Below are 26,035 nucleotides of genomic sequence, written 5' to 3'. Positions count from 1 at the left end.
CAGTAATCGGGTTTATGAGGACAACGTCTAAGCGCCCATTGTCCCACGGGTAAGGCGCGTTGTGCATCCTCGCCCCACGGGGGACGGGCATGCTTTAAGGTTGGGGTTATAGATTTGCACGTTTGGAGGAGACACCATGGTTAACGTTGCCGTGATGGGTGCTGGTTCTTGGGGCACTACCTTGGCCAAGGTCTTTGCGGACGCCGGAAATGACGTTCGCCTGTGGGCGCGCCGTGCGGAATTGGCGCAGGCCATCAACGAGAACCACACCAATCCGGACTATTTGCCGGATACCCGCCTGCCGGCCGCGGTGCGGGCCACCCATGATGATGTCGAAGCGCTGGCGCTTGCCGACGTCGTCGTGTTCGGCGTTCCCTCCCAAACCTTGCGCGCCAACGTGGAAAAGTGGGCGCCGCAGCTGCCAGAGGACGCGACCCTGGTGTCTATTTCTAAAGGCGTAGAGACCGCCACGCTCAAGCGCATGAGCGAGGTCATTATGGATGCGGCGGGCGTGCCATCAGACCGCGTGGCGGTACTGTCTGGCCCGAACTTGGCCAAGGAGATTGCTGCCGGCCAAGTGGCCGCCACGGTGATTGCCTGCTCCGATGAAGACCGCGCTCAGCGCGTGCAAGCAGCGGTCGCCGCGCCGTACCTGCGGCCCTACACCAATACCGATGTCATCGGCGCGGAAATCGGTGGCGCCTGCAAGAATGTCATCGCCTTGGCCTGTGGTATCGCCTCCGGCAAGGGGCTGGGCAATAACACCATGGCCACCATCATCACCCGCGGTCTGGCGGAAATTACCCGCCTGGGCGTGGAGCTGGGGGCGGATCCATTTACTTTCTCCGGCCTCGCAGGCATGGGCGACTTGGTGGCAACGTGCACCTCGACTTTGTCGCGCAACCGCACCTTTGGCTACCGCCTGGGCCAAGGCGGCACGATTGAAGAGGCCAAGGCCGCGACCAATGGCCAGGTCGCGGAGGGCGTCTATTCCTGTGACTCCATCTATCGCCTCGCCCAGCGGGCCGGGGTTGAGATGCCTATCACGCACGCCGTTTATGGCGTGTGCTACGAGGGCATGGCGGTGGAAGATATGATCATCGCTTTGATGGGTCGGTCCAAGAAGTCGGAGTAGGTCAAGGGTAAAATCTGCGGGCATGACTGAAAAGACCCGCGTGGCCGTTATCTATGGCGGCCGTAGCACCGAGCACTCCGTCTCCTGCGTATCCGCAGGCGCGATCATGAACCACCTCGATCCAGAGAAGTTCGAGGTGGTGCCCATCGGTATCACCCGTGAGGGCGCGTGGACGCCCGGCACCACAGAGGGCTTAGAAATTGTCGATGGTGTTATGCCGGAGGTCAGCCCAGGTGCGGAACTGACCCTTTCCCTGGATCCCAATGCCAGGGGACAATTCCACAACGTCACCGACGGCACCCTCTTCGCCGAGGTCGACGTGGTATTTCCCATTCTGCACGGCCCCTTTGGTGAGGACGGTACAGTCCAAGGACTCTTTGAGCTTTCCGGCCTGCCCTATGTAGGCCCAGGGGTCTTGGCGTCCTCGGTGGGCATGGATAAGGAATTTACCAAGAAGGTGCTGGCGGCCGCAGATCTGCCAGTAGCGCCCGAGGTTATCCTCAAAGGCCGCACCGAGCTAAGCGAGGAAGAAAAGCAGCGACTAGGCCTGCCCGTCTTTGTCAAGCCTGCTCGCGGTGGATCCTCCATTGGCGTATCCAAGGTCTCTACTTGGGAGGAATTCCCCGCAGCCGTCGACCTGGCGCTAGAGGATGACGAAAAGATCCTGGTGGAGCCGGAAATCTTTGGCCAAGAGGTAGAAATCGGCGTGCTCCACTATGCCGATGGCACCTTGCTGGCCTCCGTCCCGGCACTGCTCGCCGGTATCGATGATTCCGATGAGGGCTTTTATGGCTTCGACACCAAGTACCTCGACAATGTGGTTACCGCCGAAATCCCGGCGCCGTTCGCACCTGAGCTGACCGAGAAGCTACGCGACATGGCAATCCGCGCCTTCGAGGCCCTCAACTGTGAGGGCCTGTCCCGAGTCGACTTCTTCGTCACCGAGGACTCCGTCTACATCAACGAGATCAATACCCTGCCGGGCTTTACCCCGATCTCCATGTACCCGCAGGTGCTCGCGGCTTCCGGGGTGGAATACCCGGCGCTACTTGAGGCGCTTATCGAGCAGGCCCTAGCCAAATAGGCCCGAGCGCTGCCTACTTTTCGGTCGTGTGCTCTGCGAGCACATCGCCGATTTCCACCAGTGCCGCCTGCGCGGCATCTTGTGGGGCGTGTAGCGCAAGGTAGTCCTCGCGGCCGAGGGCAAACCACGTGCCTGCGGTCGTGCCATGGGCCAAGGTGGTGTCCTCGAACCATGGAATATCGTTAACCTGCTGGAGCTTGACTCCGGCCCGGTAGTTCTCCGGCTTGGCTACGCCGCATCGCGCAACGATGTCTTCGCGGCCATCGGCGCTCCACACATAGGTATTCTTTTCCTCAACCTCGCGGCGGCGGTAGCCCTCAGCTACTTCATCCGGAAGTGCCTTTTCTACTTCTGCGCACATCTGGTCATTGCCCGCCTTGAGAGCCTTAAGTGGCGCCTCGTGGGCGGTGGCAGGCTTTTCTTCGAGGGACGAGAGGGCGTCGTTAAGCTCGCCCGGCTCTGCATCAGTGGAGGCAGTGACCGCGACAATGGGGAAGCGCTGCGGCGCATACCAAGTGGTGAGGTTCGAGCCAGGGGTGGCATCGCGCACCTGGAACCACTGTTCGCCCTCTACGTCCTGGGTCTGGGAGTACTCGGTGTACTGGAAAGGCATATCTACGCCACAGCGCACGGTGACTTTATCGTCTGAGGTAGTGGCCCAGGCCGCGACGCCGGAAGGCACGGGCTCGGCAATATCGGCACGTGGCTTATCCATGACCTCATCTGGAAGGGCGTCGATAAAGCTGCGGCAGGCTTGCGAGTCTGCCTCCTTAGACTCCACGGGGGAGACCGCCACGGGTGCTTTGGCGACGTTATTGAATACGTATTTTGCGCCGAAGAGGACCGCCAGAACCATCACTATGGACAACCCAAGTGAAATGAAGATCGCGGTGCGGTTAAATTGGGATGTCATAAGGGCTCATAGTATCGAAAGGAAGCTGGTGAACTTAACTCAGACTCTCGCAGATGTGGGAGAACGCGCCGCTATCCGGGAAATTACCTCCGTGGCCTCCAGTGGGCTCAATGGAGACGATGCCGCGGTTCTGCCCAGTGCGCCGCCGAATTCCCGCACCGTAGCGGCCACCGATTTGATGGTGGAGGGGCGTCATTTCCTGCGGGAGTGGTCTACCCCGCGCGAGATTGGCAAGAAGGCCATCTTGCGCAATTTTGCCGATGTGGAAGCTATGGGTGCCCGACCGGTTGCCGCCCTCCTTGCAATCGCCGCGCCAGGCGATACCCCGGTGCCCTTCGTGCGCGGCATTGCCGAGGGAATCGCGGAGCATAGCTCTTTCTATAACGCCGAGTTGGTCGGCGGCGACCTTACGAAGTCCGATCTCTTGGTCATCAATATCACGGCCGTAGGCTTCCTCGGCGGCAGCCTTCCCGCCTTGACCTTGGACGGAGCGCGGGCAGGCCAGCAGGTGGTAGCGCACGGCAAGATCGGCCACTCGGCCGCCGGCTTGGCCTTGTTGGAGCGCCTTGGCCGGAACCTTCCTGCAGGGCATGAGCACCTGCAGCCGCTTATCGACGCCCACTGTGCCCCCTGGCTCAACCCCGGCCGCGGCGTCATTGCCCGTGCCGCGGGGGTCACCGCGATGACCGATAACTCAGACGGTCTGATTCAAGACTGCACGACGATGGCCGAGCACTCCTGCGTGCACATGGACTTGGATCCGCAGGCCTTGCAACCGGAAGAATTGCTGTGCCAAGCCGCGGATCTACTCGACTGCGACCCGTGGGAATGGGTACTCAGCGGCGGCGAAGACCACACCCTCATCGGCACGACGGCAAAGGAAGCCCCCTCCGGATTCCGAAAGATTGGCACCGTAACCCGCGGCTGCGGGGTTACGCTGGGAGGCACGACACCGAGCTATCAGAAAGGCTGGCTGAGCTTTTAACCATGCACCCCACCTACCACCCCTCTTGGGAGCCGGTGCTGGCACCGGTAGTTGAAAAGCAATGGCCACAGATTTCTCACGCTCTTGAGGGGCAGGACTATTTGCCCCCGGCGGAGGACGTCTGCCGTGCGTTGCAGATACCGCTGGATGATGTCCGCGTGCTCATCGTCGGCCAAGACCCTTATCCCACCCCAGGACACGCCATGGGCATGGCCTTCTCCACTCGCCCAGGTGTGAAACCGCCGCGTTCCTTGGTCAATATTTACCGCGAACTACACGATGATCTGGGTATCAACGGCCGGGAGGATGGTGACCTGAGCGCCTGGGCGGACCAGGGAGTGCTGCTGCTTAACAGAGTACTTACCGTAGCCCCAGGCCAAGCCGGTTCGCACCGCCGCATCGGCTGGGAAGAGATCACCGAGGCTGCCATTCGCGCGCTCAACCGCAGCCCCATGGTCGCGATTCTCTGGGGCCGGGATGCACAAGCGTGTGAGCGCTTTCTTCCCGACGTCCCCTGTATCAAGTCACCACACCCCTCACCGCTTTCGGCCAGCCGCGGTTTCTTTGGCTCGAAGCCCTTTTCCCGGGTAAACGCCCTTTTGCGGGACCAAGGCGCACAGGAAATAGACTGGCGCTTGTAAACTATTGCGCATGTCCTACCCCAGCACGCTGGATTCCCACGGAATGCGCAATTGGGCCACCCGCGCCGTGGGGGAATTAGCCCATCGCCGCGATGAGATCAACGCGCTCAATGTCTTTCCCGTACCAGATTCCGATACGGGCTCGAATATGGCGCACACTATGGAGGCAGCGGTTGCGGAGCTGGACAATGGCGGCGATGTCGCTGACTCCCTCGCGCTCGGGGCGGTGCGTGGTGCCCGTGGAAACTCGGGAATGGTGCTGTCGCAGGTCCTGCGCGGCGTGGCCGAGTCAACTGTGGACTCAGTTATCGACGGCGACGTCTTTGTCCGTTCCCTCAAGCAGGCCGTGGAGCTGGTGGACCGAGCTATCGCCGAGCCGGTGGAAGGCACAGTTATTACGGTTTTGAAGGCAGCATCCGAGTCCGCCGAAGACGCTGCAGCGCAATCAGGCGCAACCTTGCACAGTATTGTCAGCGCCGCAATCGCTGCCGCGGAAACGGCCCTCGAGCGCACTCCTTCGCAATTGCCAGCCCTGCGCGAGGCAGGAGTGGTGGATGCCGGCGGCGCTGGTCTCGTTATCCTCTTAGAGTCTCTCCTTGCTGAGATCGAAGGCTCGACTGGGCACACAGGCCTGCCCGAGGCGGAGCCCACCACTGAACTCGAAGTAGTCTTCTTTTTTGAGGGAGATATAGACGCGCTGCAGACAGCAATTGCCCCAATGGGTGACAGCCTTGTCATCGCTCGGGCCACCGAGGACAACGCTAATGTACATATCCACTCCCGGCAGGCCGGCAAAGTCGTTGAAACCGCCTTTGGTACAGGAAAGGTAACCAACCTGCACCTGGAGGTGTTGCCTCCTCACGCCGAAGCTGCCTCCGGAGAGCCGATTGCTCGTAGAGTGTTTGCCGCCGCACCAGCCGGGCCCATCAGCGATCTTCTGGCATCTGCGGGGGTTAGCGTTGTGTCTCCGGATGATCCCATTGCGGCGGAACACGAGGACATCGTTCTTGCTACCGGCGTGAGTTCGCAGACCGCTGCTGGGCGAGTAGTGCCCGCGGAATCGCTAGCTGCGGCTCTGGCGGCGATTTCCGTCTATGAACCGGATAACCCAGATACCGGTGCCGTCGTTGCTGCCATGCGTGATGCTGCCAAGTCCATGCGAGTGGCTTACCCGAGCCAGGAAACCCCGCAGTCAATCATTGCCACTTGCCACGATCTCTTAGCAGAAGGCGGTGAGCAGGTTACAGTCTTAAGCGCCCTTGACCTAGACCAGGAGGACCTAGCTCAACAACTTCGCGTGGACGTTATGGCACTGAAAGTACCGGATATCGCAACCGAAATCGGAGTGGAATAGCAATGCTCGGCTGGCAGGACAACCGCCCTTTGACAGAGGTGCTTGCGGCGAAGGACGCCGCGAAGATTACCAAAGCGCTGGGGTATGAGACCTGCGGTGAGCTCTTAGCTCACTATCCGCGAGACTATATCCGCCACAACAAGGACGTCGGCCTAGGAGACGCTGCGGAGGGCGATATCGTCACGGTTACCGGAACCATTACCGGATTCACCCGCCATGACTCGGGCAAGACCACCATCATCAATGTGCAGCTCGATGGCAGCATCGTTGCGACTTTCTTCAATGCCAATTACGTGATGCGGATGTTGCACCGCGGACAGCGCGTCATGATGAGCGGCAAGCTTAAATTCTTCCGCAACCAACCCCAATTACAGCAGCCGGACTTCGTAGAGATCGATGCGTTCGGCCGCCCCGATGGCGAGCTGGATGATTACCGCCAGCCAGCGGCCGAATCCGGCAAGAAGCACCGCCCAAAAGCCACCGGCTCGTTGCGGAACCTGTCGCAGTTTGGCAGGCTCGACCAGCTCCTCTTGGAACGCGAATGGATCCCGGTGTACCCGGCTACGTCCAAGGTGACCTCGTGGTACATCATGGGTGCCATCCACTACGTCTTATCTAAGACCCCGCCGATTGAGGAATCGCTGGACTATCAGATGATCATCAGCCTCGATAAGGCAGTGCGGGAAATCCATGAGCCGGGGGAGGCGGGCCCGTACCGTGCGATTCAGCGGCTGAAGTACAACGAGGCTCTGTCTATTGGTTTGGTGATGGCATTGCGCCAGCGCGATGCCGAAGCCCGCACCGCTTCTACCATGCCGGCTACCTTAGGCGGCTATCGCGAAGAATTGCTGAGCCATCTGCCCTTTGATCTGACTGAAGGGCAGCGTCGCGTCATTAGCGAGATCGAAGACGATCTTGCTCGCCCGCTGCCCATGATGAGATTGCTGCAAGGCGAGGTCGGCTCTGGCAAAACCATGGTGGCCACCTGCGCGATGCTGCAGGCTGTTGACGCAGGAACGCAGGCCGCACTGTTGGCGCCTACGGAAGTGCTCGCCTCCCAACACGCTGCCTCCATCGGGACCGCGGTTCCCGAAGGGGTAAAGGTGGTACTCCTGACCGGCTCCATGCGTACGGCGGACAAGCGGCAGGCATTATTGGATATTGTCTCCGGTGACGCGGACATCATCATTGGAACCCATGCGATTATCCAAGACACCGTTGAGTTCTTTAACTTGGGATTGGTCGTCGTAGATGAGCAACACCGGTTCGGTGTAGAGCAGCGCGATAGCCTGCGGTTAAAGGCACGTGAAGGCCTCAGCCCCCACGTGCTGGTGATGACAGCAACACCGATTCCGCGCACCATTGCGATGACCGTCTTTGGCGACCTCGCCGTATCAACGCTGACCGAGCTGCCCGGTGGTCGCAAACCTATTCAGTCAGCAGTGGTGGCCGAGTGGCGGCCGACCTGGGTGCTGCGCGCACTCGAGCGCATACGCGAGGAGGTTGCCCACGGCCATCAGGCCTATATCGTTTGCCCACGCATTGAAGGCAAAGGCGGAGTTCTAGAGCTTGCACAGCAGTTAGAAAGCGGTCCCTTCAAGGGACTGCGGGTCGCCATTTTGCATGGGAAGATGCCCAATAAAGACGAGGTAATGACGTCATTTGCCAGGGGAGAGATCGATATCCTGGTCTCTACCACGGTCATTGAGGTGGGCGTGGATGTTCCCAATGCCACGGTGATGCTCATTCGCGAGTCCGAGCATTTCGGCGTTTCCCAGTTGCACCAGTTGCGTGGGCGTGTGGGACGAGGCGGCAATGCCTCCGTCTGCCTTTTGCACACGACGGCAGCCGATAACACTCCGTCCTTCCGTCGTATCACTCAGATCGCCCAAACGTCCTCGGGTTTTGAACTGGCCGAGCTTGATTTGCGCCAGCGGCAAGAGGGCGACATCTTGGGAACCATGCAGTCCGGAACTCACCGCACACTGCGGCTACTGAACTTGGCGGATGACCAAGACATTGTGGAGCGCACCCACACGGATGCGCGCGCCATGGTGATGCGCAATCCCGAGCTGGCTGAGGAACTCACGCGCAATTTGAGCGAAAGCGAACAGGAATACTTGGAGAAGAACTAAGACGGGTTAACCTAGAAGCATGAAAATTTACGCCCCTTTCGCGGGCATCGTCCGTTGCCATGTGAATGTGGGAGACACTGTTGATACCGGAGTACCGCTTGCGACCGTTGAAGCCACGAAGCTCGAGGCTCCCGTAGAAAGCCCGGGACCAGGAAAGGTCCACCGTATTGTGGTCTCTGACTTTAGTGATGTGGTGGGCGGAGACCTTTTGATGGAGATTGGAGAAGCATAAATGACGCGCATTATTGCCGGCGAAGCTCGCGGACGCACCATTAAAGTGCCTGCAGAAGGAACTCGGCCTACGGCAGACCGCGCCCGGGAAGGGCTCTTTTCATCCCTCACTGCACGGTGGGGCTTTGCTGGATCTTCGGTGCTCGACCTTTTTGCCGGCTCTGGTGCCCTAGGCCTAGAGGCGGCGAGCCGAGGGGCAGAGGAAGCAGTACTGGTGGAATCTTCGGCCGATGCGGTAAAGATCATCCGGCATAACATGGGCGTCGTCAAGCATCCCGGCGTGCGTGTGCAAGAGATGAAGGTAGGCACTTACCTCGCTAGTGCCCCGCGCAAGCACTTCGATCTGGTGCTGGCGGACCCGCCGTACGCATTCGACGAGGTGGATGCACTCATTGCTGCCATCGAACCAGTGCTTACCGACCGCGCAATGGTAGTAATTGAGCGCCACGTCGATTCCGCGGATACGGTGTGGCCTGCTGGTTTTGAGCCCACCGGCCAGAAGCTGAAGAAGCGCACCTTTGGCATCGCCCGCATGGATATGGCGGTTTATACCCGCCCCGGCAGCGAGGACGCCGAAGGCTAAACCCCTGAACAGAAAGCGAAAGTAGCATGACTAAGGCCGTCTGCCCTGGATCCTTCGACCCCGTTACCTTAGGTCACGTCGATATCATCAACCGCGCTAACCAGATGTTTGATGAGGTCACCGTGTTGGTAACCGGTAATCCCGACAAGCCCTCAGGGCTCTTTAGCGTGGAGGAACGCATGGAACTTATCCGCCAGAGCGTGGATTCTTCCATCAAGGTGGATTATTGCTCCGGGCTGTTGGTGGACTACACCACGGAGCATGGGGCAGACGTCCTAGTGAAGGGACTGCGTAGCTCTCTCGATTATGAATATGAGCTGCCTATGGCGCAGATGAATCGGCGCCTTTCGGGAATCGATACTGTCTTCCTACTCACGGACGAGAAGTACGGCTATATTAGTTCCTCGCTGTGTAAGCAGGTAGCAAAGTTCGGCGGCGACGTAACGGGTATGTTCCCCGAATCCGTAGGTCGTGCGGTAAAGGAGAAATACCGGCAGTGAGCCTCGCACTGGTTATTTTCCTCGTCGTTGTCGTTGGTTCGACACTGCAACGGGTATCCGGAATGGGGCTCGGCCTCATCGGCGGCCCCATCCTCATGCTCATTATGGGGCCGGTCGAAGGAATCCTCGTAATTAACGTTCTGGCCTGCATAAATGCGATTCTGACCACCTATTCCGTGCGTGAGAATGTGAGCTGGAAGAAGTTCGGTCTGATAGCACCAGTCATGGTGATTGGTTCCTTGGCCGCGGCGCTGCTCATTAGGCGCATGGACACGGCAGGGCTCATGATCGTGGTGGGCGCTGCGCTTCTGGCCGCATTGGCCGTAGTGACATTTGGAAGGAAGTTTGTCCCGCCGATGGAGGGCAAAGGCCCTGCCATCTCCGCCGGTATTCTCGGCGGCTTTACCAACACCTTGGCCGGCGTGGCCGGCCCGGTTATTACCGTCTACGCCCAAGCGGCAAAGTAGCCCCAACATGTCTACGCCGCCACGCTGCAGCCCATTTTTGTTGTAGGCGGATTCTTTTCCGTGATGACCAAGACGCTCACAGGTGCGGCCCACTTTGATGGCTTGCCTTGGGTGATGTGGCCCGCCGGAGTCTTAGGTATGTTCGTCGGCATTTGGGCCGGCACCCGGATTGCCCAGCGTGTTCCGCGAGAAAAGGCCCGCGTGCTCTCACTAAGCGTTGCCGGGTTGGGCGCGGCCAGCGCACTGATTCGGGGTATTTTGACGCTTTCGTAGACGAGTCAGCCACGGCAAAGCCCGCCGGTCCTCTTCGCGGAAGAGGGCGGCGGGCTGAAGGCACTCAGCGGAGTGCTGCGGGAATTAGAGTAGCGACGCCAAAAAGTCCTTGGTGCGTGGCTGTTGCGGGTTATCCAGCACCTCAGCTGGGCTGCCGGACTCGATAACTACGCCGCCATCCATGAAGAAGACCTTATCGGCTACCTCGCGCGCAAAACCCATCTCGTGGGTGACGACGAGCATGGTCATGCCTTCAGCTGCGAGGTCCTTCATAACGCGCAGCACTTCGCCGACGAGCTCGGGGTCGAGGGCGGACGTAGGTTCGTCGAAAAGCATAAGCTTAGGATCCATAGCCACTGCACGAGCGATGGCCACGCGCTGCTGCTGGCCGCCGGAGAGCTGTACCGGGTAGTTATTGGCCTTGGACGCCAAGCCAACGTCCTCCAACAGCTCCATAGCGCGGGCGCGGGCGGTCTCTTCCGGAATCTTTTTCACCTGCACCGGTGCCTCGATGATGTTTTCAATCACCGTGCGGTGGGGGAAGAGGTTGAAAGACTGAAAGACCATTCCGATATCGGAGCGCTGTTCTGCGGCTTCCTTCTCGCTGATCTCATAAAGGGTGCCGTTCTTTTCGCGGTAGCCAATCAGCTCGCCGTCGACGTAGAGGCGGCCCGCCGTCGCCTTATCAAGGTGATTGACGCAGCGCAGGAAGGTGGACTTGCCGGAGCCCGAGGGGCCTAGTAGGCAGGCCACTTCGCCGGGCTGGACCTCAAGGTCAATGCCTTTGAGGACCTCGAGCTGCCCGAAGGACTTATGGACGTTCTGGGCGGAAATCATGGGAGTAGCCATTAGTTTTTAGCCTCCGAAATCACGGATACGTTGCGGGGGATGGTTCCTTCAGCGTCTGCCAGCGCAGCAAGTTGGCGGCCGGTGAGCTCGCGGGTTGCACCGCGCTCAAAGCGGCGCTCCAGGAAGTACTGACCCACCATCAGAAGGGAAGTAACCACGAGGTACCAGGATGCTGCGACCAGCAGCAATGGGATGGGCTGGAAGAGGGCGGCGGAAATATCCGTGGAACGGCCGAAGATTTCCTCGGTATAAGGAATGGCCACCACGAGGGAAGAGGTCTTGAGCAAGGAAATAAACTCATTGCCTGTGGGCGGAATGATAATGCGCATGGCCTGCGGAAGGACGGTGCGGCGCATGGTCATCCACCAGGACATGCCCAGTGCCTTGGACGCTTCCTTCTGGCCCTCAGGAACGGAGGTGATGCCGGAGCGCACGATTTCGGCCATATAGGCAGCTTCATTAAGCCCCAGGCCCATCACCGCAAGGAAGAAAGCGTTGGTGAGGATCGTCTGCAAAGATACCTCGGTAAAGCCCAGGTTGATGGACTGATAGATGGCGGAGAGCAGGCCCCAGAACACCAGCTGCACATAGATCGGCGTGCCGCGGAAGACCCAGAGGAATATCCAGGAGACGCTGCGCAGCACCGGGTTCGGGGACATGCGCATAACCGCAAGGATGGCACCACCCACAACGCCGATGATCATTGACAAAATGGTGATGGCAATGGTGTGCAGGGAGGCAAGCGCAATGCGCTTATCAAAGAGATACTGGAAGTAGGTGTCCCAGCCAAAAGCCTCGTTGCGGGCGGAGGCGATGATGAACCACACGCCGAGCACGATGAGCAGGCCGGCGAATACCCAGCGCCACGGGTGGCGTAGAGGACGCGCCTCGATCTTGGCGGGCTTTTCCTTAGGCTCTGCCGTAGCTGGCGTCGCCGCATTTTCATTAACCATTGATCGGCCTTTCATTAATCATTGCCTGGTCTATTAAGCCATCCTCGATGCCCCAACGGGACAAAATTTCTGCATACTCACCGGTTTCGATGAGGTGCTGCAGTGCCGCGGCAGAGGCCTTGCCCAGATCGGAATCCTTGGGTACGGCAAAGCCATAGGGCGATGCTTGGAACATATCGCCTACCTGTCGCATCTTTCCTTCGGAGCGATTGACCGCCCACGCCGTAACTGGGGAGTCTGCGGACAGGGCATCTGCGCGTCCCATAAGTACCGCCAGCGCGGCGTTGTCACCGGTGTCATAAGACAAGACTGTGAGATCGCCGTTGCACGCATCCTTCTTGGGCCGCACATCGTCGGTTTCAGATACCGTGGTGCGCTGCACCGCAACGGTCAAGCCGCAAGGATTATCCGGATCAACCTTCTTAGGTCCATTTACTCGTTCGGCCCACTGGATGCCGGCGTAGAGGTGATCTACAAAGTCGAATTCATTGCGGCGCTCGGGGTTATCCGTGAATCCGGATGCGCCCATATCAATCTGGCCCGATTGCACGGCGGGCAGGATCATGGAGAAGTCCTGTTCCACGGGCTGGAAATCGAGTCCCAAGACGCCGGCAACGGCGTGCGCAAGATCGAGTTCAACGCCCTGGAGCGCCCCGTGGGAATCCTTAAGCTGAAATGGGGCATAGGGTGGGTTAGTTCCGGCAGTGAGGACGCCATCGTTGTCGTCATACATGGCGGCAATTTCCGGCACCATTGCGGAATGGGGTTCTTCCCAGCCGTCCGGAGTGGAATCTTCCTCGTTGGTGACGCAGGCGCCTAGGCTCAGCGTGGGGACGAGGACCGCGGCGATAGTTGCGCGGCGAGAAAACGAGCGCGGCATTATTTTTGCGCCGTCCTTTCATCTATAGCGCGGGCCTTCTTCATATCTACGAAGATGAAGGCGGAGACGATGAGTGCACCGAGGATGAACATGCCGATGATGATGCCGCTAGAGGCATCTTGGTCAGCTCCCCAGGGCCACAGTGCGCGCAGAGAACCGAGCATGAAACCTGCCATGGCCATCAGCGTAGGGGCGCGGTGGTGATTCAGCAGGAAGTTCAATACCTTGATAAACGCCGCAAGGCCACACAGGGCACCTAACGCAAAGACGGCGATAGTGCCCAGGTCACGATCCGAAACGGCGCCGATGATGGGCTGGTAGAGGCCCATGGTCAGCAGGATGAGCGAGCCGGAAATGCCTGGCAGGATGAGTGCACATACCGCGATGGCGGCGGCGAAGAAGACCACGATGAGGCTGGGATCCTCGTGCGGTTCGGAGGTGAAGCCGGTGATAAAGAAGATCGCAATCGTGGCAACGACGAACGCGATGATGGAGGAGGGGCGTAGCCGTTCCTGCTTGGAGAGCATGGATAGCGGTACAAAAATGGACACGGCGACCATGCCCAAAAAGAGCGCTCCGGAAGCCGATACGTGATTTTCCACGAAGTTAGAAAGCACGGTGGACATTCCGAAGACGGCGATGAACATACCGATAGCTACGGAGAAGAGGAAGCTCCATTCCACCTTTTTGAAGCGGCCGGAAATGAGATCGTTGGCGTTGTGGACTGCGCGTTCATAAATGCCCACGATGAGCGCCACGGTGCCACCGGAGATGCCGGGTACAAGCTCGGCCATGCCGATGAGGGCACCGCGGATAGCGTTCAAAATGTATTGCATAAAATAAAAATCTACCTGGGAGGGGACTGGTGCGGAGGGCGACTGGCCTAGCAAGGCGACAGAAAAGTGCCGAAGAAGGAGGCTAGGCGAACCGCTGTGAAGCGTAATGCATATCTTTCATTAGAGGATGGTTAGCTACCTACCGCGGGAAGGGAGTATCTTCTCCCTAACCGTAGAGGTAAAACCGTATTCATGAATATTCTGTCAGTTTAATGCACCCCAATGCAACTATGCAGTTTGGGGCAGGATATACGGAATCTCACACGGGAAAATGTTCTCTTCGGCAGAAACCATAAGTTTCCCATTATTCAGTCTTCTGTTTACGCGGGCGTCAACTAACTGCAAGCTTCGCACCCTAGAATTTCCCGCGTATTCCCGCCATCTCCCCTGTGCAAGTATTCCTTTCCAGTCTTAAAGGACTCTCTATGAAAAATCGTTTCGTCCTGCCTGCCCTAACTGCAACTGCGGTGGTGGGCAACCTCATTGTTGTACCGGCAGCAAGCGCTGCGGAGGTTGGGGCCGAGGGGGCGTCGCCAAGCGCGGGCTCTCGTTTCAGCATCGGCGTCTTACCGGATACCCAGTTCTACTCTCGTTATTCCACCCCGGAGACCGGCAACTTGGCCCAAGCTCGCTACGGTAGCGAGCCCTACTTGGGCCAAACCCAATGGTTGGTGGACCACCAAGACGAGCTGAACATGGACTTTGTCACCCACCTGGGCGATGTCGTCGATCAGTGGAACGTGGAGGGCGAATGGCAGGTAGCCGATAAGGCCATGCAGGTCCTCGACGATTCGGATCTGAACTACTCCATCCTGCCCGGCAATCACGACATGGACGTGGAGGGTGCGGCGGCCCACCCGTACGACAAGTGGTTTAGCGCCGATCGCGCCAAGGCCGCAAACCCGGAGACCTTCCAAGAGCGCTACACGGCAGTCAATAATGACTCCGAGGCCCACATCTTTGAGGCTGAGGGCCAGAAGTACCTCAACCTAGCGCTGGGTTGGCGCGCCGATGAGAAGGCCCTTGCGTGGGCGCAAGGCATGATCGATAAGCACCCCAACCTCCCCGTCATCGTCACGACGCACGAAGCCCTCAATATCGATGGCGAGGGCAACGTTTTCTATTCTGATGACTACGGCAAGGGTCTGTGGGATAAGTTCATCAAGCGCAACGACCAGATCTTCCTGGTGATGGGCGGCCACCACCACGGTGCGGGCTACCGCGTGGATAAGAACGATGCCGGCCATGACGTCGTCTCCATCTTGCAGGACTATCAGATGGCCTACCAGGGTGGAAACGGTCTGCTGGGTGTGCTCGAGTTCGACCTTTCCGGCAAGCAGCTGGAGATGACCGCGCTCTCGCCGTGGGTGGCGCAGAAGCCGCACGAGGAGCTGACGCAGTTCGACAAGCTCACCCTAGATGATGAGGGCGATAGCTACGCCATCCCATTCGACTTTGAGCAGCGCTTTTCCTCCTTTTCCCCGGATTTCACCGTGGGCGAGGGCCACCAGCCGGACCTAGCGCAGCGGGCGCGCGACATCGCGGCGGAAGGCTATAGGCCCTACACCATCGCGGAGGATGAGCTGCCCAAGGGTGCGGATGACTTTGCCAAGAACGACCACACCGTATTCCACTGGCGCCCGGGCCAGGCCCAAGACAAGGACGGGCATGAGCTTGCCGACGGCGCCCCTGCCGGCCGTGGCACCACCATCCCCGATATTGCCAGCGATTCCGGCAGTGACCTGCATCGCTCTGGCGCCATGCTAGGTGATCGGGTGACCTATAGCGCTGACCACCACCCGCTGTCCTCTGATTCCGGCTCACTCTTCTGGTCCGACCCAGCGGGCAAGGTTGGCAATGCCGAGTTCCGCACCGACAAGGGCGCGGCCGCCAATAATGTGGACACCACCAAGGGGTACACCTTCGAATCCTTCGTCAAGATTCCTGAAGACTTCAATGGTGCCGAGCATGGCTGGGGAAGTGCGCTCAGCCGCGACTCTGCTATCAATAAGTTGGTTGACGGCTCTGAGGACACGGATCCCACCGTCATGTTTGGTATCTCTAACCTGCGCGAGCTGCGCTGGTGGGCGGAGCCGAAGCAGGGAAGCGGTTCTACCGTATGGTCCCACGAGGTACCCAAGGACGAGTGGATGCACATTGCCGTGGTTAACGATCCGCAGCGAGATAGCGTGGAGATGTTCATCAACGGTGCGCCTATCTTGCGCAATGCCGTAGGTGCCGAGGGCCTTCTCCCGCGTGATCTGCAGTGGGTTATGGGCGGCGGCTTTGATAACCAGCGCCCGCAGGACCCCTGGTACGGCTGGATTGGCGAGACCCGCCTGACCCAGGGTGTTCTGGGCGAGGAGGAATGGCTTACCGCCCGTGCACACGGGGACGGCAAACCGGTCGATACTACGCAGCCGGCCGCGGATAGCTCCGCATCGAGCAGTGGCGCGAGCTCCAAGCCCGCAGTTCTGGGAGCAATCCTTGGCATCGCGGGCGTGGCCGGCCTCATCGGCCTAGCCCTGCCGCAACTGAAGGCCTCGATCCCGCAGATCAACGCGCTCCTGCGCAAGTACCACCTGCCAACTCTGCCTGAACTGGGCTAAAGCAAAGGCCTCGGTTTCCCTGACTTAGTGGAAACCGAGGCCTTATCTCGTTGTGCCCCTGGTGAGACTCGAACTCACACTGGACGGGTTTTGAATCCGTTGCCTCTGCCAATTGGGCTACAGGGGCGCACAGTGTAAAGGCGGACTGCCTTTGACTGTGAAAATAGTAGCGCAGGCACTAGGCGAATTCCTAATTGGGTAGGGGCAGCGGGGGAATGCCCACGTCATCCACAAAATCTGCACCGGGGTGTTCGGATGTCGGTGTGCTTCTCTAGGATGGGGCAGGTGACTACTAATCAGCCTCGACTTCTGCTCATTGACGGCCACTCTATGGCCTTTCGTGCCTTCTATGCCCTGCCGGTGGATAATTTCTCCACCTCAGGAGGCCAGCACACCAATGCCGTGTATGGCTTCTTATCGATGCTCTCTAATATCGTGGCGGAAGAGGCCCCCGACGCCATTGCGGTGGCATTCGACGTGGGGCGCAAGACCTTCCGCACTGAGATGTTCCCGGACTATAAGGCCCAGCGCGAGGCTGCGCCGGAGGAATTCAAGGGTCAGGTAGACCTCATTCGCGAGGTGCTCGAGGTACTGGGAATTACCACCCTGTCCCGGGAGAATTTCGAGGCTGATGACATTCTGGCTACTCTCGCAACCGAGGCACAGGACTATGAGACCCTCATCGTCACTGGCGACCGTGACTACCTGCAGTTAGTTAATGAGTCCACGACGGTGCTCTATCCCATGAAGGGCGTATCCACGCTCCACCGCTTTACCCCCGCCGCAGTAGAGGAGAAGTACGGTCTCACCCCCGCGCAGTACCCGGACTTTGCCGCGTTGCGCGGCGATCCTTCCGATAATTTGCCGGGCATCCCCAAGGTGGGCGAGAAGACGGCCACCAAGTGGATAGTCAAGTATGGAGACTTGGCATCCTTGGTCGAGCACGCAGAGGAAATTAAGGGCGTGGTGGGCAATAACTTCCGCGAGCGCATCGAGCAGGTGCAGATGAACCGCAAGCTCACCCAGATGATTACGGACATGGACCTAGAGGTCGGTCCAAATGACTTGGCCTTTAAGGAAGCCAAGGTCGCCGACGTCGCCGCCAAGTTCGATGACCTAGAGTTCGGTACCAACCTGCGCGATCGCGTACTCGCCGCCATTCCCAATGATGGCGCTGAGGCAGCCGAGCAGACCGAGGAGGTCCAAGAGCTAGAGACGGTCATCGATGACGAACCCTTGTCCCAGTGGCTGCCCGGCCGAGAGCATGTCGCGGTGTATGTCCAAGGCGAGGGAAACCCGGGACAAGGTGATGCTTCTGCGATAGCCTTCGTGGACCAGGAACGCCACGGCCTGCAAGTGGAGCTGGGCGACCTTTCTGCCGAGGACGATAAGGCCCTGGCTCAGTGGTTAGCATCTGATACGCCGAAGTATTTCCACGAGGCAAAGGCGGCCTTCCATATGCTCGCCGGCCGCGGTATTGAGCTTGCCGGCATCGCCCATGACACGGCCCTTGCTGCCTACCTGCTTCGCCCTGGTCAGCGCACTTACGCGCTTGCCGACGTCTACCAGCGCCACCTCCAAAAGACCCTCGGCGCCGCCACGGAGCAGCTTTCATTGCTGGATGATTCCTCCCTGGTTGACCAAGCTGCGGCAATTATGGAGCTGGCAGAGCGGCTCACTGCGGAGCTGCAGGAGATTGATTCCTTCGAGCTCTATACCGACCTTGAGTTGCCGCTGGTAACCATCCTGGCGCGCATGGAGGCTACCGGTATTGCCGTTGACGTTGACATTCTCGAAACACAAAAGGATGCCTTTGTAGAGCAGGTTGCCGAACAAGAGCGCGCCGCCCGCGAGCTTGCCGGCGATGACAAACTCAACCTCAACTCGCCGAAGCAGCTGCAAACCGTGCTCTTTGAGACCTTCGAGCTGCCCAAGACTAAGAAGACGAAGACGGGCTATTCCACCGCGGCCAAGGAGATTGAACAGCTCGCGGCTAAGAACCCTCACCCTTTCCTCGATCACCTCTTGGCACACCGCGAGTACCAGAAGATGAAGACCACCTTGGAAGGTCTCATCAAAACCGTGCAGCCTGACGGCCGCATTCACACCACGTTTAACCAAACCGTGGCCTCTACCGGCCGCTTGTCGTCCACCGAACCCAACCTGCAAAACATCCCCGTGCGCACCGAAGCAGGCCGCCAGATCCGTTCTGCCTTCATCGTGGGCGATGGCTTCGATGAACTCATGACTGCGGACTACTCGCAGATTGAGATGCGTGTCATGGCGCACCTCTCCGCCGATCCAGGCCTCATCGAGGCCTACAAGGAAGGCGAAGACCTGCACAACTATGTTGGCTCTCGAGTCTTTGACGTTCCCGTTGACCAGGTGACACCCGAGCTGCGCCGCCGAGTCAAGGCCATGTCTTATGGGTTGGTCTACGGGCTGTCTGCCTTTGGTCTATCCCAGCAATTGGGCATTCCGGCAGGGGAAGCAAAGTCCATTATGGAAAGCTACTTCGAGCGCTTTGGCGGCGTGAAGAAGTACCTCGATGAAGTCGTGGTCCAAGCCCGCAAGGATGGTTACACGGCAACGCTCTTCGGCCGTCGCCGCTACTTGCCAGAGCTAAACTCCGATAACCGCCTAGCACGCGAGAACGCGGAGCGCGCTGCGCTTAATGCACCGATTCAGGGCACTGCCGCTGACATTATTAAGGTGGCGATGATTCGCGTAGACCGCGCACTGCAAGGGATGAAGTCTCGCGTGCTGCTTCAGGTACACGATGAATTGGTGGTCGAAGTCGCCCCCGGTGAGGCGGACGAAGTTCGAGAGATTCTCGAGCGCGAGATGGACTCAGCGATCGAGCTGAACGTGCCGCTAGAGGTCTCCGCCGGAGCCGGCAAGGATTGGGATGCCGCAGCCCACTAGCTCGGTTACATTCTCCCGCCGGGAAAAGGCGCGCTTGAGGCTCGCCTCGCAAGGCCTAACCATGAGGCGGTGGGAGAGTGCTGAGGAGACAGCCCGCGCCTTCGGCGTCATGCAAGGCCAAGACTTGCATTCGGTGCGCCGGTCACTGGCCTTGCGGGCGAAAGACCATTCAGATGCTGGAAACATTGTGCGTGGGTATCCCATGCGCAATACGCTTTTCGCGGCTTCTATCAAGGACATAGGCTGGATAACCGAACTCTGCGCGAAGGGGCGCAAGGGTGATACCGAGCTGCGAGCAGGGGTAACCAAGCTCATTGACAATCCGCTTTCGCGCGCCGAGCTCAAGGAGCGGGCTGCAACAGCGTTGCCCGACGTACCCTTTTGGCATGTTGTGCGTGTAGCAATGGAAAGCGGTCACGCCGTCTATTCAGGAGCCGATCAGCTCATCACACCGGTGGATCTGCCGGGGCTAGAGGAGACCTTCAACGGCGATAAAGTCGCGGCGACCGCGGAGCTGATGACTCGGTACTTCCGAACGCACGGTCCCGCAACATTGCACGACTTTGCCTGGTGGGCAAAGCTCCCACAAAGACTGATACGGCCCGCAGCCGAAAACCTCGCGCCGGACATCATGCGCTGCGGCGAAGTTTCCCAGGACCTTGTGTCGGCTGAGATAGTGGAAATGGCCGAAGCGCGAAAGAAGCAATCGGTATTGCTGCTGGGAGCATTTGACGAGTACATCTTGGGTTATCAAGACCGTCTTTTTGCGATGACGAAGGAAGTCCACGAGGTACTTGTTCCTGGAAACCGCGGGGTATTTCGCCGCGCCATCGTGGTGGAAGGACAGGTCCGTGGAACGTGGAATAAGCAAACCATCGAGGACTTGGGCATGCCCGGCTATGCAATGCGGAAAGTTCAAAAGTTGTGGCGGGATGCGCACTAAGTTTTTTTTAGGTAGCCTTTTCTGTGCGGAAAAAGTTATGAGTGTAAGTCGAAAAACTAAGAAGGGAATTGCCGAGCCGTGGCGTTAGAAGAGAAGACGAATAGGTGGACCCTCCGCGTCTTTGAAAGCCTTTGGGCCATTCAAGTAACCTTTCCTGCCACCGATATTGCTGACTTCGGGCTCGAACGGTATCTTGCAGAATATAGGGTGAGTGTAATCGGGTACGGAATTTTGGCGGTGTCGTATGTTGTGGCCGCCATGACCATCGCCCGCGTCGCACCCAACCCGAAGGTCAGGAGGCTAACGGCCGCCGCGGTGATGGTGGTAGCTACGGCACTAGCATTCCTCTTCCCATCTTCCTGGATGTTCGCTGTCCTGGTAGTCCTTGCGCTCCTGTATTACTTGGTGCCGCGAAAAGAAGGCGTGTCCGTCTGAGATCGGCGCTCGACTAGGCAATTGGCCAGCATGTCAAACGGTGTTTGACCGAAGGCGAGGACACTCACGCTTAGGACGCCGAGTAACAACGGCACAATAAACGGCACTCCCGTCAGTGTGAGCATAGAAAGTAACAGCCAGGAATTGCGCAGGCAGGCCGCGCGCACACCGGGGTGGGGAGCGATGATCTCCAGCTTGAGCGACCATTTTCCTAGCGAAGTGGCCTTAGTGGCCTCGGCCCATACGCGGTAGGCATAAAAAACTAGGGCGAGGGCCACAGCGTTGTAAATCTCGAGGGCTTGGCCGGTTAAGGGGGCGTCGGCAAGTGCATTGATTGCCCATCGCGCCACAACGATCACGGCTGCTGCCAGGAAGGCGTCGATCCACCATGCGAGGCCGCGACGCAAGAGAAGGCCAATTCGATCCAGAATCATGCCCATAGGTTAGCGGCAATTCCGGCAGACGAAAATAATCGTGCCGGGGAAGATTTCGCCGCGCTCCGGCGACCATTGGCCCCACGTAGTGGTGAGATCCCTAGGCCATTCGGGCTCGATGATGTCCTCGATTAGGAACGGGCCTTCGCCCTGTAAAGCCTGAAACCAATCCGCGATAGTGCGATGAAATTCCGCATAGGTCAGGTTGCCATCGCGGTCTTGCTCCAGATAAGCGCGATCGAAATAGCTGATATCGGCCGTCAGATCGGTGGGATCATCAGGGAATATCCAGCGCATGGGGTGGTTGGCCGAGAGGACGAACCTACCGCCAGGTTTGAGGACACGGGAGACTTCACTTAGGGCTAAATCAAGGTTGGCAAGAAAAGGGAAGGCGCCGAACGCCGAGAAGGCTGCGTCGAAAGAGCCCGTCGCGTAGGGCAGTGAGAGTGCATCGGCCTGGGTTAAGGGGAGCCCGGGTCCAGCGTGGTTGAGCATGCCGCGGGAGATATCGAAGCCGGTGGCGAAGTGCGCGCGTGTCTGGAGCCATTCGGTACACGGGGCGGAGCCGCAGCCAATTTCGAGTACGGAGGAAGCCGAGACGTCGCCTAGCAAGTGTGCTTGGTCTTCGTGGAGCATTTCTGGGCACCAGTAAAAGGAAGAAAGGTAGTCGGGGTGCTCGGCGTGGTAATTGGCGGCGTCGCTATCCCAGTAGGCCTGGTTTGCGTGCGAGGGGGAAGTCACGGTGGGAGAAATTCCTTTGCGAAATAGTTGGTCCGTGTATTTGCCCTTTTAGCTGGACAGATGTAGTGTTGGACGGGCGTGTCTATGCCACGGGTTGTTCTAAGTCCCTGTAGGAAGGCTTTAAGCAATCACGAGGCGGGATCGAATATTCCTCTTTTTAGCTGCATTTGCGCAGCTTAGCAAGCTTTTTTCGAGAGACGCGCAGTTGTCCAATTTCGATTTCCTACATTTATTCGGAGCATTTTTTCAATATGCCATCTTCTAACACCCCGCAGGTTGCGATTAACGATATCGGAACCGCAGAGGACTTCCTCGCAGCTGTAGACGCCACCATCAAGTACTTCAACGATGGTGACATTGTCGAGGGTACCGTCGTCAAGGTTGACCACGACGAGGTACTGCTGGACATCGGATACAAGACCGAAGGCGTTATCCCTTCCCGCGAGCTGTCCATCAAGCACGACGTCAACCCGGACGAGGTTGTTGAGGTCGGCGATGAGGTTGACGCACTTGTTCTCACCAAGGAGGACAAGGAAGGTCGCCTGATCCTGTCCAAGAAGCGTGCACAGTACGAGCGCGCATGGGGCGCCATCGAGGAGCTGCAGGCCAAGGAAGAGCCTGTTACCGGTACCGTTATCGAGGTTGTCAAGGGCGGCCTCATCCTGGATATCGGCCTGCGTGGCTTCCTGCCTGCATCCCTCGTTGAGATGCGTCGCGTCCGTGACTTGGAGCCGTACATCGGCCAGGAGCTGGAAGCAAAGATCATCGAGCTGGACAAGCAGCGCAACAACGTTGTTCTGTCCCGCCGTGCGTACCTGGAGCAGACCCAGTCCGAGGTTCGCTCCGAGTTCCTGCACCAGCTGCAGAAGGGCCAGGTCCGCAAGGGCGTTGTTTCCTCCATCGTCAACTTCGGCGCCTTCGTCGATCTCGGCGGTGTCGACGGCCTGGTTCACGTTTCCGAGCTGTCCTGGAAGCACATCGACCACCCATCTGAGGTTGTCACCGTTGGCGACGAGGTAACCGTTGAGGTTCTGGACGTTGATCTGGACCGCGAGCGCGTTTCCCTGTCCCTGAAGGCTACCCAGGAAGATCCGTGGCGCGTATTCGCCCGCACCCACGCTGTGGGCCAGATCGTTCCGGGCAAGGTCACCAAGCTCGTTCCGTTCGGCGCCTTCGTCCGCGTCGAGGAGGGCATCGAGGGCCTGGTTCACATCTCCGAGCTGGCTCAGCGCCACGTCGAGGTTCCGGACCAGGTTGTCACCGTTGGCCAGGAAGTTATGGTCAAGGTCATCGACATCGATCTCGAGCGTCGTCGTATCTCCCTGTCCGTTAAGCAGGCAGACGAGGACTACACCGAAGAGTTCGATCCGTCCAAGTACGGCATGGCTGACTCCTACGACGAGCAGGGCAACTACGTCTTCCCTGAGGGCTTCGACCCTGAGACCAACGAGTGGAAGGAAGGCTTCGACGAGCAGCGTCAGGCTTGGGAGGCACGCTACGCAGAGTCCGAGCGTCGCTTCAACCTGCACACCGCTCAGATCGAGCGCAACCGCGCCGCAGCCGCTGAGGCTGCTGAGTCTGCAGAGTCCTCCAACTACTCCTCTGATTCCTCCGATGCAGCTCCGGCATCCGAGACTCAGGCAGAGGTTGGCGGCTCCCTGGCTTCCGACGAGCAGCTCGCTGCACTGCGCGACAAGCTCGCTGGCAACTAAAGCTTCCGCTTAGTTTCCGCTAAGCCTTAGGGCTTGGCTCACGGCCGCGCCCACTTCATCACCTAGATGGGGTGGGCGCGGCTTTTGTGATATTTTAGACAGTTTGTGCAATCGTTTGCCCGGATGATCGTTGCCTCTAGGTGGTTGACCAGCGGTGAAGCACTCCCAGGTAGAAAAAGTCCCTGGAAGGCCAACAAAACGGGCTTTTGTTCATGTGGGAATCCTCTTATACTCAAACCTGACGTTATAGCCAGTGCAGTACTGGTTATAAGTGGTATTTGAACTGAGGAGTAAGAAGTGGCATCTATTAAGGACACTTCCACCCACATCGTTGAAAGTATCGGCGGTGCCGACAACATCACGTCGCTGACGCACTGCGCGACGCGCCTGCGCTTCCAACTTGCCGATGCGGGGAAAGTTGACCAAGAAAAGCTCGATAGCGACCCAGCGGTGCTTGGTACCGTGCCCCAGGGTGCTCACGGCTACCAGGTAGTCATGGGCGGCGGCGTTGCTGACTACTACAACGAGATCATCAAGCAACCCGGTGTGCATGCTTCTGGTGACAAGGAGGCGTCCTCCAAGAAGGAGTATGACGGTGTTCGCGGTAAGTATGACTGGGTAGATTACTGCTTCGAGTTCCTTTCCGATACCTTCCGCCCCGTCCTATGGGCTTTGCTGGGCGCCTCGCTCATCATCATGCTTCTCATTCTGGCGGACACGGCACACATCCAGGATTTCCGCGCACCGCTGGAGGAGCAACCAGAAGGCTTCCGCCTGGCTCATGCCATGTTCCAGTCGGTCTTCTATTTCTTGCCCGTGATGGTCGGTGCGACCGCGGCCCAAAAGCTGGGCGCGAATATGTGGGTCTCCGCAGCTATTCCCGCAGCGCTTTTGACCCCCGAATTTATGTCGCTGGGTGAGCAAGGCGATACCGTCAACGTATTTGGCCTGCCGCTGGTCATCAATTCCTACGGCTCCCAGGTATTCCCGCCCATTTTGGCCGCAATCGGCCTGTACTGGGTGGAAAAGGGACTAAAGAAGATCATCCCGAGTGCAGTTCATATGGTCTTCGTGCCGTTCTTCTCCTTGCTCATTATGATTCCGGCAACAGCCTTCCTGCTCGGCCCGTTCGGCATTGGCGTGGGCAATGGCATTTCCTGGGTCCTGTACCAAATCAATGATTTCTCGCCGTTCATCCTGGCTATCGTCATTCCGCTGCTGTACCCATTCCTCGTTCCGATGGGCCTGCACTGGCCGCTGAATGTCATCATGATTCAGAACATCGCAACCTACGGCTACGACTTCATCCAAGGCCCGATGGGCGCATGGAACTTCGCCTGCTTCGGCGTTGTTGGCGCAGTCATGGTTATCTCCTTCAGGGAAAAGAACAATGCCATGCGCCAGGTTTCTATCGGTGCCTTCGCAGCGGGCATCCTCGGTGGCGTGTCTGAGCCTTCCCTCTATGGCATCTTGTTGCGCTTCCGCCGCAGCTACTACCGGTTGCTGCCAGGTTGTGCGGTAGGCGGCGCAATCATCGGTATCTTCGATGTCCGCGCTGAGGCCTTCGTCTTTACCTCTGCGTTGACCACTGGCGCTATGACGCCGCAGCTGGGCTACGTCCTTGGTATCACGGCTGCATTCCTTACCTCTTTCTTCCTGACCCTGTTCTTTGGCTACCGCACGGCGGAAGAAAAGCAGGCAGACTTGGAGCGCATCGCCCGCGAACAGGGCGAATCCGTGGATGACGTAGCTGCTCGTTCGGATTTCAAGTCCACTAAGACCGAAAAGGGCGTGTCCTCGAATGCGGGTGGCGCCGTTGCTGCCAGCGCTGCGGGCACTGCTGCTACTGGTGTTGCCGCCAAGCAGACTGGCAAGGAGGACATCGTGTTGGATTCCCCTCTGGAGGGCGAGGCAGTTGACCTTTCGGAAGTCCCAGATCCTATCTTTGCTGGGGCAAAGCTGGGGCCTGGTATGGCAGTCCAGCCAACTGGCACTACCGTCTATGCGCCTGCCGACGGCAAGGTGCTCACCGTTCAAAAGTCCGGCCATGCGGTAGGCCTTAGCCTCGACAACGGCGTGCAACTGCTCATCCACGTAGGTCTCGATACCGTTGAGCTGGGAGGCGAAGGCTTCGAAGTTCACGTGGAAAAGAAGCAACGCATTTCCGCGGGCGATAAGTTGATTAGCTTTGACCCGGAATTCATCCGTTCCAAGGGCTATAACTTGATTACTCCGGTCGTAGTTACTAACGCCATCAAGTTTGGCGCGGTCTCCGGCGAAGCCGGCCAGGTCACTCCGAATGATGAGTTGCTCCGCATTCCCCCGAAGCCGGAGGAAGCAGCGGAATAAAGAAACGCTGACACCTATAGCGACAGAGGAACCCCGCACCATCGCGTATGGCGGGGTTCCTTTTCGCG

The 26,035-nt window shown here is 58.7% G+C and carries 22 protein-coding genes, 1 tRNA gene and 1 pseudogene; 16 read left to right on the top strand and 8 right to left on the bottom strand.

Features of this window, described 5'->3' with window-relative positions; genetic code table 11:
- Window positions 1-136: 136 nt before the first annotated feature.
- Complete coding sequence (locus MHY08_RS09135; protein WP_239236348.1) at window positions 137-1,135, top strand: NAD(P)H-dependent glycerol-3-phosphate dehydrogenase; 999 nt, start codon at window positions 137-139, stop codon at window positions 1,133-1,135.
- A gap of 22 nt (window positions 1,136-1,157) precedes the next feature.
- The gene (locus MHY08_RS09130) at window positions 1,158-2,219 is read left to right on the top strand and encodes a D-alanine--D-alanine ligase family protein (protein ID WP_239228520.1); all 1,062 of its coding nucleotides are present in this window, start codon (window positions 1,158-1,160) and stop codon (window positions 2,217-2,219) included.
- 13 nt (window positions 2,220-2,232) lie between these two features.
- Here the strand turns inward: MHY08_RS09130 and MHY08_RS09125 are convergent, their stop codons facing one another.
- Window positions 2,233-3,132: a DUF3515 domain-containing protein gene (locus MHY08_RS09125; RefSeq protein ID WP_239191388.1), complete on the bottom strand. Its 900-nt coding sequence runs from the start codon at window positions 3,130-3,132 to the stop codon at window positions 2,233-2,235.
- Between MHY08_RS09125 and MHY08_RS09120 the strand changes: the two genes are divergently transcribed.
- The 8 genes and pseudogenes from MHY08_RS09120 to MHY08_RS09085 all read left to right on the top strand — a co-directional run bounded on the left by MHY08_RS09120 (window position 3,080) and on the right by MHY08_RS09085 (window position 10,301).
- Window positions 3,080-4,117, top strand: coding sequence for a thiamine-phosphate kinase (locus tag MHY08_RS09120; protein WP_239228522.1), 1,038 nt, complete (start codon window positions 3,080-3,082; stop codon window positions 4,115-4,117). The two genes, MHY08_RS09125 and MHY08_RS09120, sit on opposite strands and share 53 nt — an antisense overlap.
- A 2-nt stretch (window positions 4,118-4,119) precedes the next feature.
- Entirely contained in the window at window positions 4,120-4,758 is a 639-nt protein-coding gene (locus tag MHY08_RS09115; protein ID WP_239228523.1) for a uracil-DNA glycosylase, read from the top strand.
- 10 nt (window positions 4,759-4,768) lie between these two features.
- Entirely contained in the window at window positions 4,769-6,112 is a 1,344-nt protein-coding gene (locus tag MHY08_RS09110; protein ID WP_239228524.1) for a DAK2 domain-containing protein, read from the top strand.
- A 2-nt stretch (window positions 6,113-6,114) separates the two neighbouring features.
- Window positions 6,115-8,247, top strand: a complete 2,133-nt coding sequence (locus MHY08_RS09105; protein WP_239236346.1) for an ATP-dependent DNA helicase RecG — start codon at window positions 6,115-6,117, stop codon at window positions 8,245-8,247.
- A 19-nt stretch (window positions 8,248-8,266) separates the two neighbouring features.
- Window positions 8,267-8,479 carry a biotin/lipoyl-containing protein gene (locus MHY08_RS09100; protein WP_005327804.1) on the top strand — a complete coding sequence of 71 codons (213 nt, stop codon included), beginning with the start codon at window positions 8,267-8,269 and terminating at the stop codon, window positions 8,477-8,479.
- Entirely contained in the window at window positions 8,480-9,061 is a 582-nt protein-coding gene (gene rsmD, locus MHY08_RS09095; RefSeq protein WP_239236345.1) for a 16S rRNA (guanine(966)-N(2))-methyltransferase RsmD, read from the top strand.
- Between the two features lie 26 nt (window positions 9,062-9,087).
- Entirely contained in the window at window positions 9,088-9,561 is a 474-nt protein-coding gene (gene coaD / locus MHY08_RS09090; RefSeq protein WP_005323291.1) for a pantetheine-phosphate adenylyltransferase, read from the top strand.
- Window positions 9,558-10,301, top strand: a pseudogene (locus MHY08_RS09085) (sulfite exporter TauE/SafE family protein). The gene coaD and the pseudogene MHY08_RS09085 overlap by 4 nt, the downstream one beginning before the upstream one ends.
- 84 nt (window positions 10,302-10,385) lie before the next feature.
- Here MHY08_RS09085 and MHY08_RS09080 read toward each other — a convergent pair.
- The 4 genes from MHY08_RS09080 to MHY08_RS09065 are packed head-to-tail and all read right to left on the bottom strand — an operon-like array spanning window position 10,386 to window position 13,819.
- Window positions 10,386-11,150 carry an amino acid ABC transporter ATP-binding protein gene (locus MHY08_RS09080; RefSeq protein WP_005323289.1) on the bottom strand — a complete coding sequence of 255 codons (765 nt, stop codon included), beginning with the start codon at window positions 11,148-11,150 and terminating at the stop codon, window positions 10,386-10,388.
- Window positions 11,150-12,103, bottom strand: a complete 954-nt coding sequence (locus MHY08_RS09075) for an amino acid ABC transporter permease (RefSeq protein WP_150851377.1) — start codon at window positions 12,101-12,103, stop codon at window positions 11,150-11,152. Before MHY08_RS09075 ends, MHY08_RS09080 begins: the two co-directional genes overlap by 1 nt.
- On the bottom strand, window positions 12,096-12,983 hold the full coding sequence (locus MHY08_RS09070; protein WP_239191380.1) for an ABC transporter substrate-binding protein: 888 nt from the start codon (window positions 12,981-12,983) through the stop codon (window positions 12,096-12,098). The genes MHY08_RS09075 and MHY08_RS09070 overlap by 8 nt, the downstream gene beginning before the upstream one ends.
- Window positions 12,983-13,819 (bottom strand): DUF368 domain-containing protein, encoded by an 837-nt coding sequence (locus MHY08_RS09065; protein WP_239236344.1) that lies wholly within the window; start codon window positions 13,817-13,819, stop codon window positions 12,983-12,985. The genes MHY08_RS09070 and MHY08_RS09065 overlap by 1 nt, the downstream gene beginning before the upstream one ends.
- Window positions 13,820-14,244: 425 nt before the next feature.
- Here MHY08_RS09065 and MHY08_RS09060 point away from each other — a divergent pair, with 425 nt between their 5' ends.
- Complete coding sequence (locus MHY08_RS09060; RefSeq protein WP_239236343.1) at window positions 14,245-16,428, top strand: LamG-like jellyroll fold domain-containing protein; 2,184 nt, start codon at window positions 14,245-14,247, stop codon at window positions 16,426-16,428.
- A 53-nt stretch (window positions 16,429-16,481) separates the two neighbouring features.
- On the opposite strand, the gene MHY08_RS09055 is transcribed toward MHY08_RS09060, so the two are convergent.
- Window positions 16,482-16,555 (bottom strand) — tRNA-Leu (locus MHY08_RS09055).
- Between the two features lie 149 nt (window positions 16,556-16,704).
- On the opposite strand from MHY08_RS09055, the gene polA reads away from it, so the two are divergent.
- From polA to MHY08_RS09040, 3 genes are all read left to right on the top strand, one after another.
- Window positions 16,705-19,353, top strand: a complete 2,649-nt coding sequence (gene polA / locus MHY08_RS09050; protein WP_204609245.1) for a DNA polymerase I — start codon at window positions 16,705-16,707, stop codon at window positions 19,351-19,353.
- 61 nt (window positions 19,354-19,414) lie between these two features.
- Window positions 19,415-20,296 (top strand): DNA glycosylase AlkZ-like family protein, encoded by an 882-nt coding sequence (locus tag MHY08_RS09045; RefSeq protein ID WP_239191372.1) that lies wholly within the window; start codon window positions 19,415-19,417, stop codon window positions 20,294-20,296.
- Between the two features lie 78 nt (window positions 20,297-20,374).
- A complete protein-coding gene (locus tag MHY08_RS09040) occupies window positions 20,375-20,731 on the top strand; it encodes a hypothetical protein (RefSeq protein ID WP_239191370.1) in 357 nt (118 codons plus the stop codon).
- Here MHY08_RS09040 and MHY08_RS09035 read toward each other — a convergent pair.
- Window positions 20,695-21,171 carry an RDD family protein gene (locus MHY08_RS09035; RefSeq protein ID WP_239191368.1) on the bottom strand — a complete coding sequence of 159 codons (477 nt, stop codon included), beginning with the start codon at window positions 21,169-21,171 and terminating at the stop codon, window positions 20,695-20,697. The two genes, MHY08_RS09040 and MHY08_RS09035, sit on opposite strands and share 37 nt — an antisense overlap.
- Window positions 21,172-21,174: 3 nt before the next feature.
- Window positions 21,175-21,906 (bottom strand): class I SAM-dependent methyltransferase, encoded by a 732-nt coding sequence (locus tag MHY08_RS09030; RefSeq protein WP_239191366.1) that lies wholly within the window; start codon window positions 21,904-21,906, stop codon window positions 21,175-21,177.
- A gap of 251 nt (window positions 21,907-22,157) precedes the next feature.
- Between MHY08_RS09030 and rpsA the strand changes: the two genes are divergently transcribed.
- Window positions 22,158-23,618: a 30S ribosomal protein S1 gene (rpsA, locus tag MHY08_RS09025; RefSeq protein ID WP_023021654.1), complete on the top strand. Its 1,461-nt coding sequence runs from the start codon at window positions 22,158-22,160 to the stop codon at window positions 23,616-23,618.
- A 297-nt stretch (window positions 23,619-23,915) separates the two neighbouring features.
- Window positions 23,916-25,967: a glucose PTS transporter subunit IIA gene (locus MHY08_RS09020; protein WP_239236342.1), complete on the top strand. Its 2,052-nt coding sequence runs from the start codon at window positions 23,916-23,918 to the stop codon at window positions 25,965-25,967.
- Window positions 25,968-26,035 lie beyond the last annotated feature (68 nt).

It is taken from the genome of Corynebacterium sp. ACRPJ, from assembly GCF_022347345.1.
GTDB classification, from domain to species: Bacteria; Actinomycetota; Actinomycetes; order Mycobacteriales; family Mycobacteriaceae; genus Corynebacterium; species Corynebacterium tuberculostearicum_D.
Note: the sequence above shows the minus strand (reverse complement) of the source record. Positions and strands in the feature narration are given on the sequence as shown.

Coding starts and splice junctions, on each gene's coding strand:
- MHY08_RS09135 (WP_239236348.1), top strand. CDS start 137: ATGGTTAACGTTGCCGTGATGGGTGCTGGTTCTTGGGGCACTACCTTG.
- MHY08_RS09130 (WP_239228520.1), top strand. CDS start 1,158: ATGACTGAAAAGACCCGCGTGGCCGTTATCTATGGCGGCCGTAGCACC.
- MHY08_RS09120 (WP_239228522.1), top strand. CDS start 3,080: ATGGACAACCCAAGTGAAATGAAGATCGCGGTGCGGTTAAATTGGGAT.
- MHY08_RS09125 (WP_239191388.1), bottom strand. CDS start 3,132: ATGACATCCCAATTTAACCGCACCGCGATCTTCATTTCACTTGGGTTG.
- MHY08_RS09115 (WP_239228523.1), top strand. CDS start 4,120: ATGCACCCCACCTACCACCCCTCTTGGGAGCCGGTGCTGGCACCGGTA.
- MHY08_RS09110 (WP_239228524.1), top strand. CDS start 4,769: ATGTCCTACCCCAGCACGCTGGATTCCCACGGAATGCGCAATTGGGCC.
- MHY08_RS09105 (WP_239236346.1), top strand. CDS start 6,115: ATGCTCGGCTGGCAGGACAACCGCCCTTTGACAGAGGTGCTTGCGGCG.
- MHY08_RS09100 (WP_005327804.1), top strand. CDS start 8,267: ATGAAAATTTACGCCCCTTTCGCGGGCATCGTCCGTTGCCATGTGAAT.
- rsmD (WP_239236345.1), top strand. CDS start 8,480: ATGACGCGCATTATTGCCGGCGAAGCTCGCGGACGCACCATTAAAGTG.
- coaD (WP_005323291.1), top strand. CDS start 9,088: ATGACTAAGGCCGTCTGCCCTGGATCCTTCGACCCCGTTACCTTAGGT.
- MHY08_RS09080 (WP_005323289.1), bottom strand. CDS start 11,150: ATGGCTACTCCCATGATTTCCGCCCAGAACGTCCATAAGTCCTTCGGG.
- MHY08_RS09075 (WP_150851377.1), bottom strand. CDS start 12,103: ATGGTTAATGAAAATGCGGCGACGCCAGCTACGGCAGAGCCTAAGGAA.
- MHY08_RS09070 (WP_239191380.1), bottom strand. CDS start 12,983: ATGCCGCGCTCGTTTTCTCGCCGCGCAACTATCGCCGCGGTCCTCGTC.
- MHY08_RS09065 (WP_239236344.1), bottom strand. CDS start 13,819: ATGCAATACATTTTGAACGCTATCCGCGGTGCCCTCATCGGCATGGCC.
- MHY08_RS09060 (WP_239236343.1), top strand. CDS start 14,245: ATGAAAAATCGTTTCGTCCTGCCTGCCCTAACTGCAACTGCGGTGGTG.
- polA (WP_204609245.1), top strand. CDS start 16,705: ATGGGGCAGGTGACTACTAATCAGCCTCGACTTCTGCTCATTGACGGC.
- MHY08_RS09045 (WP_239191372.1), top strand. CDS start 19,415: ATGAGGCGGTGGGAGAGTGCTGAGGAGACAGCCCGCGCCTTCGGCGTC.
- MHY08_RS09035 (WP_239191368.1), bottom strand. CDS start 21,171: ATGGGCATGATTCTGGATCGAATTGGCCTTCTCTTGCGTCGCGGCCTC.
- rpsA (WP_023021654.1), top strand. CDS start 22,158: ATGCCATCTTCTAACACCCCGCAGGTTGCGATTAACGATATCGGAACC.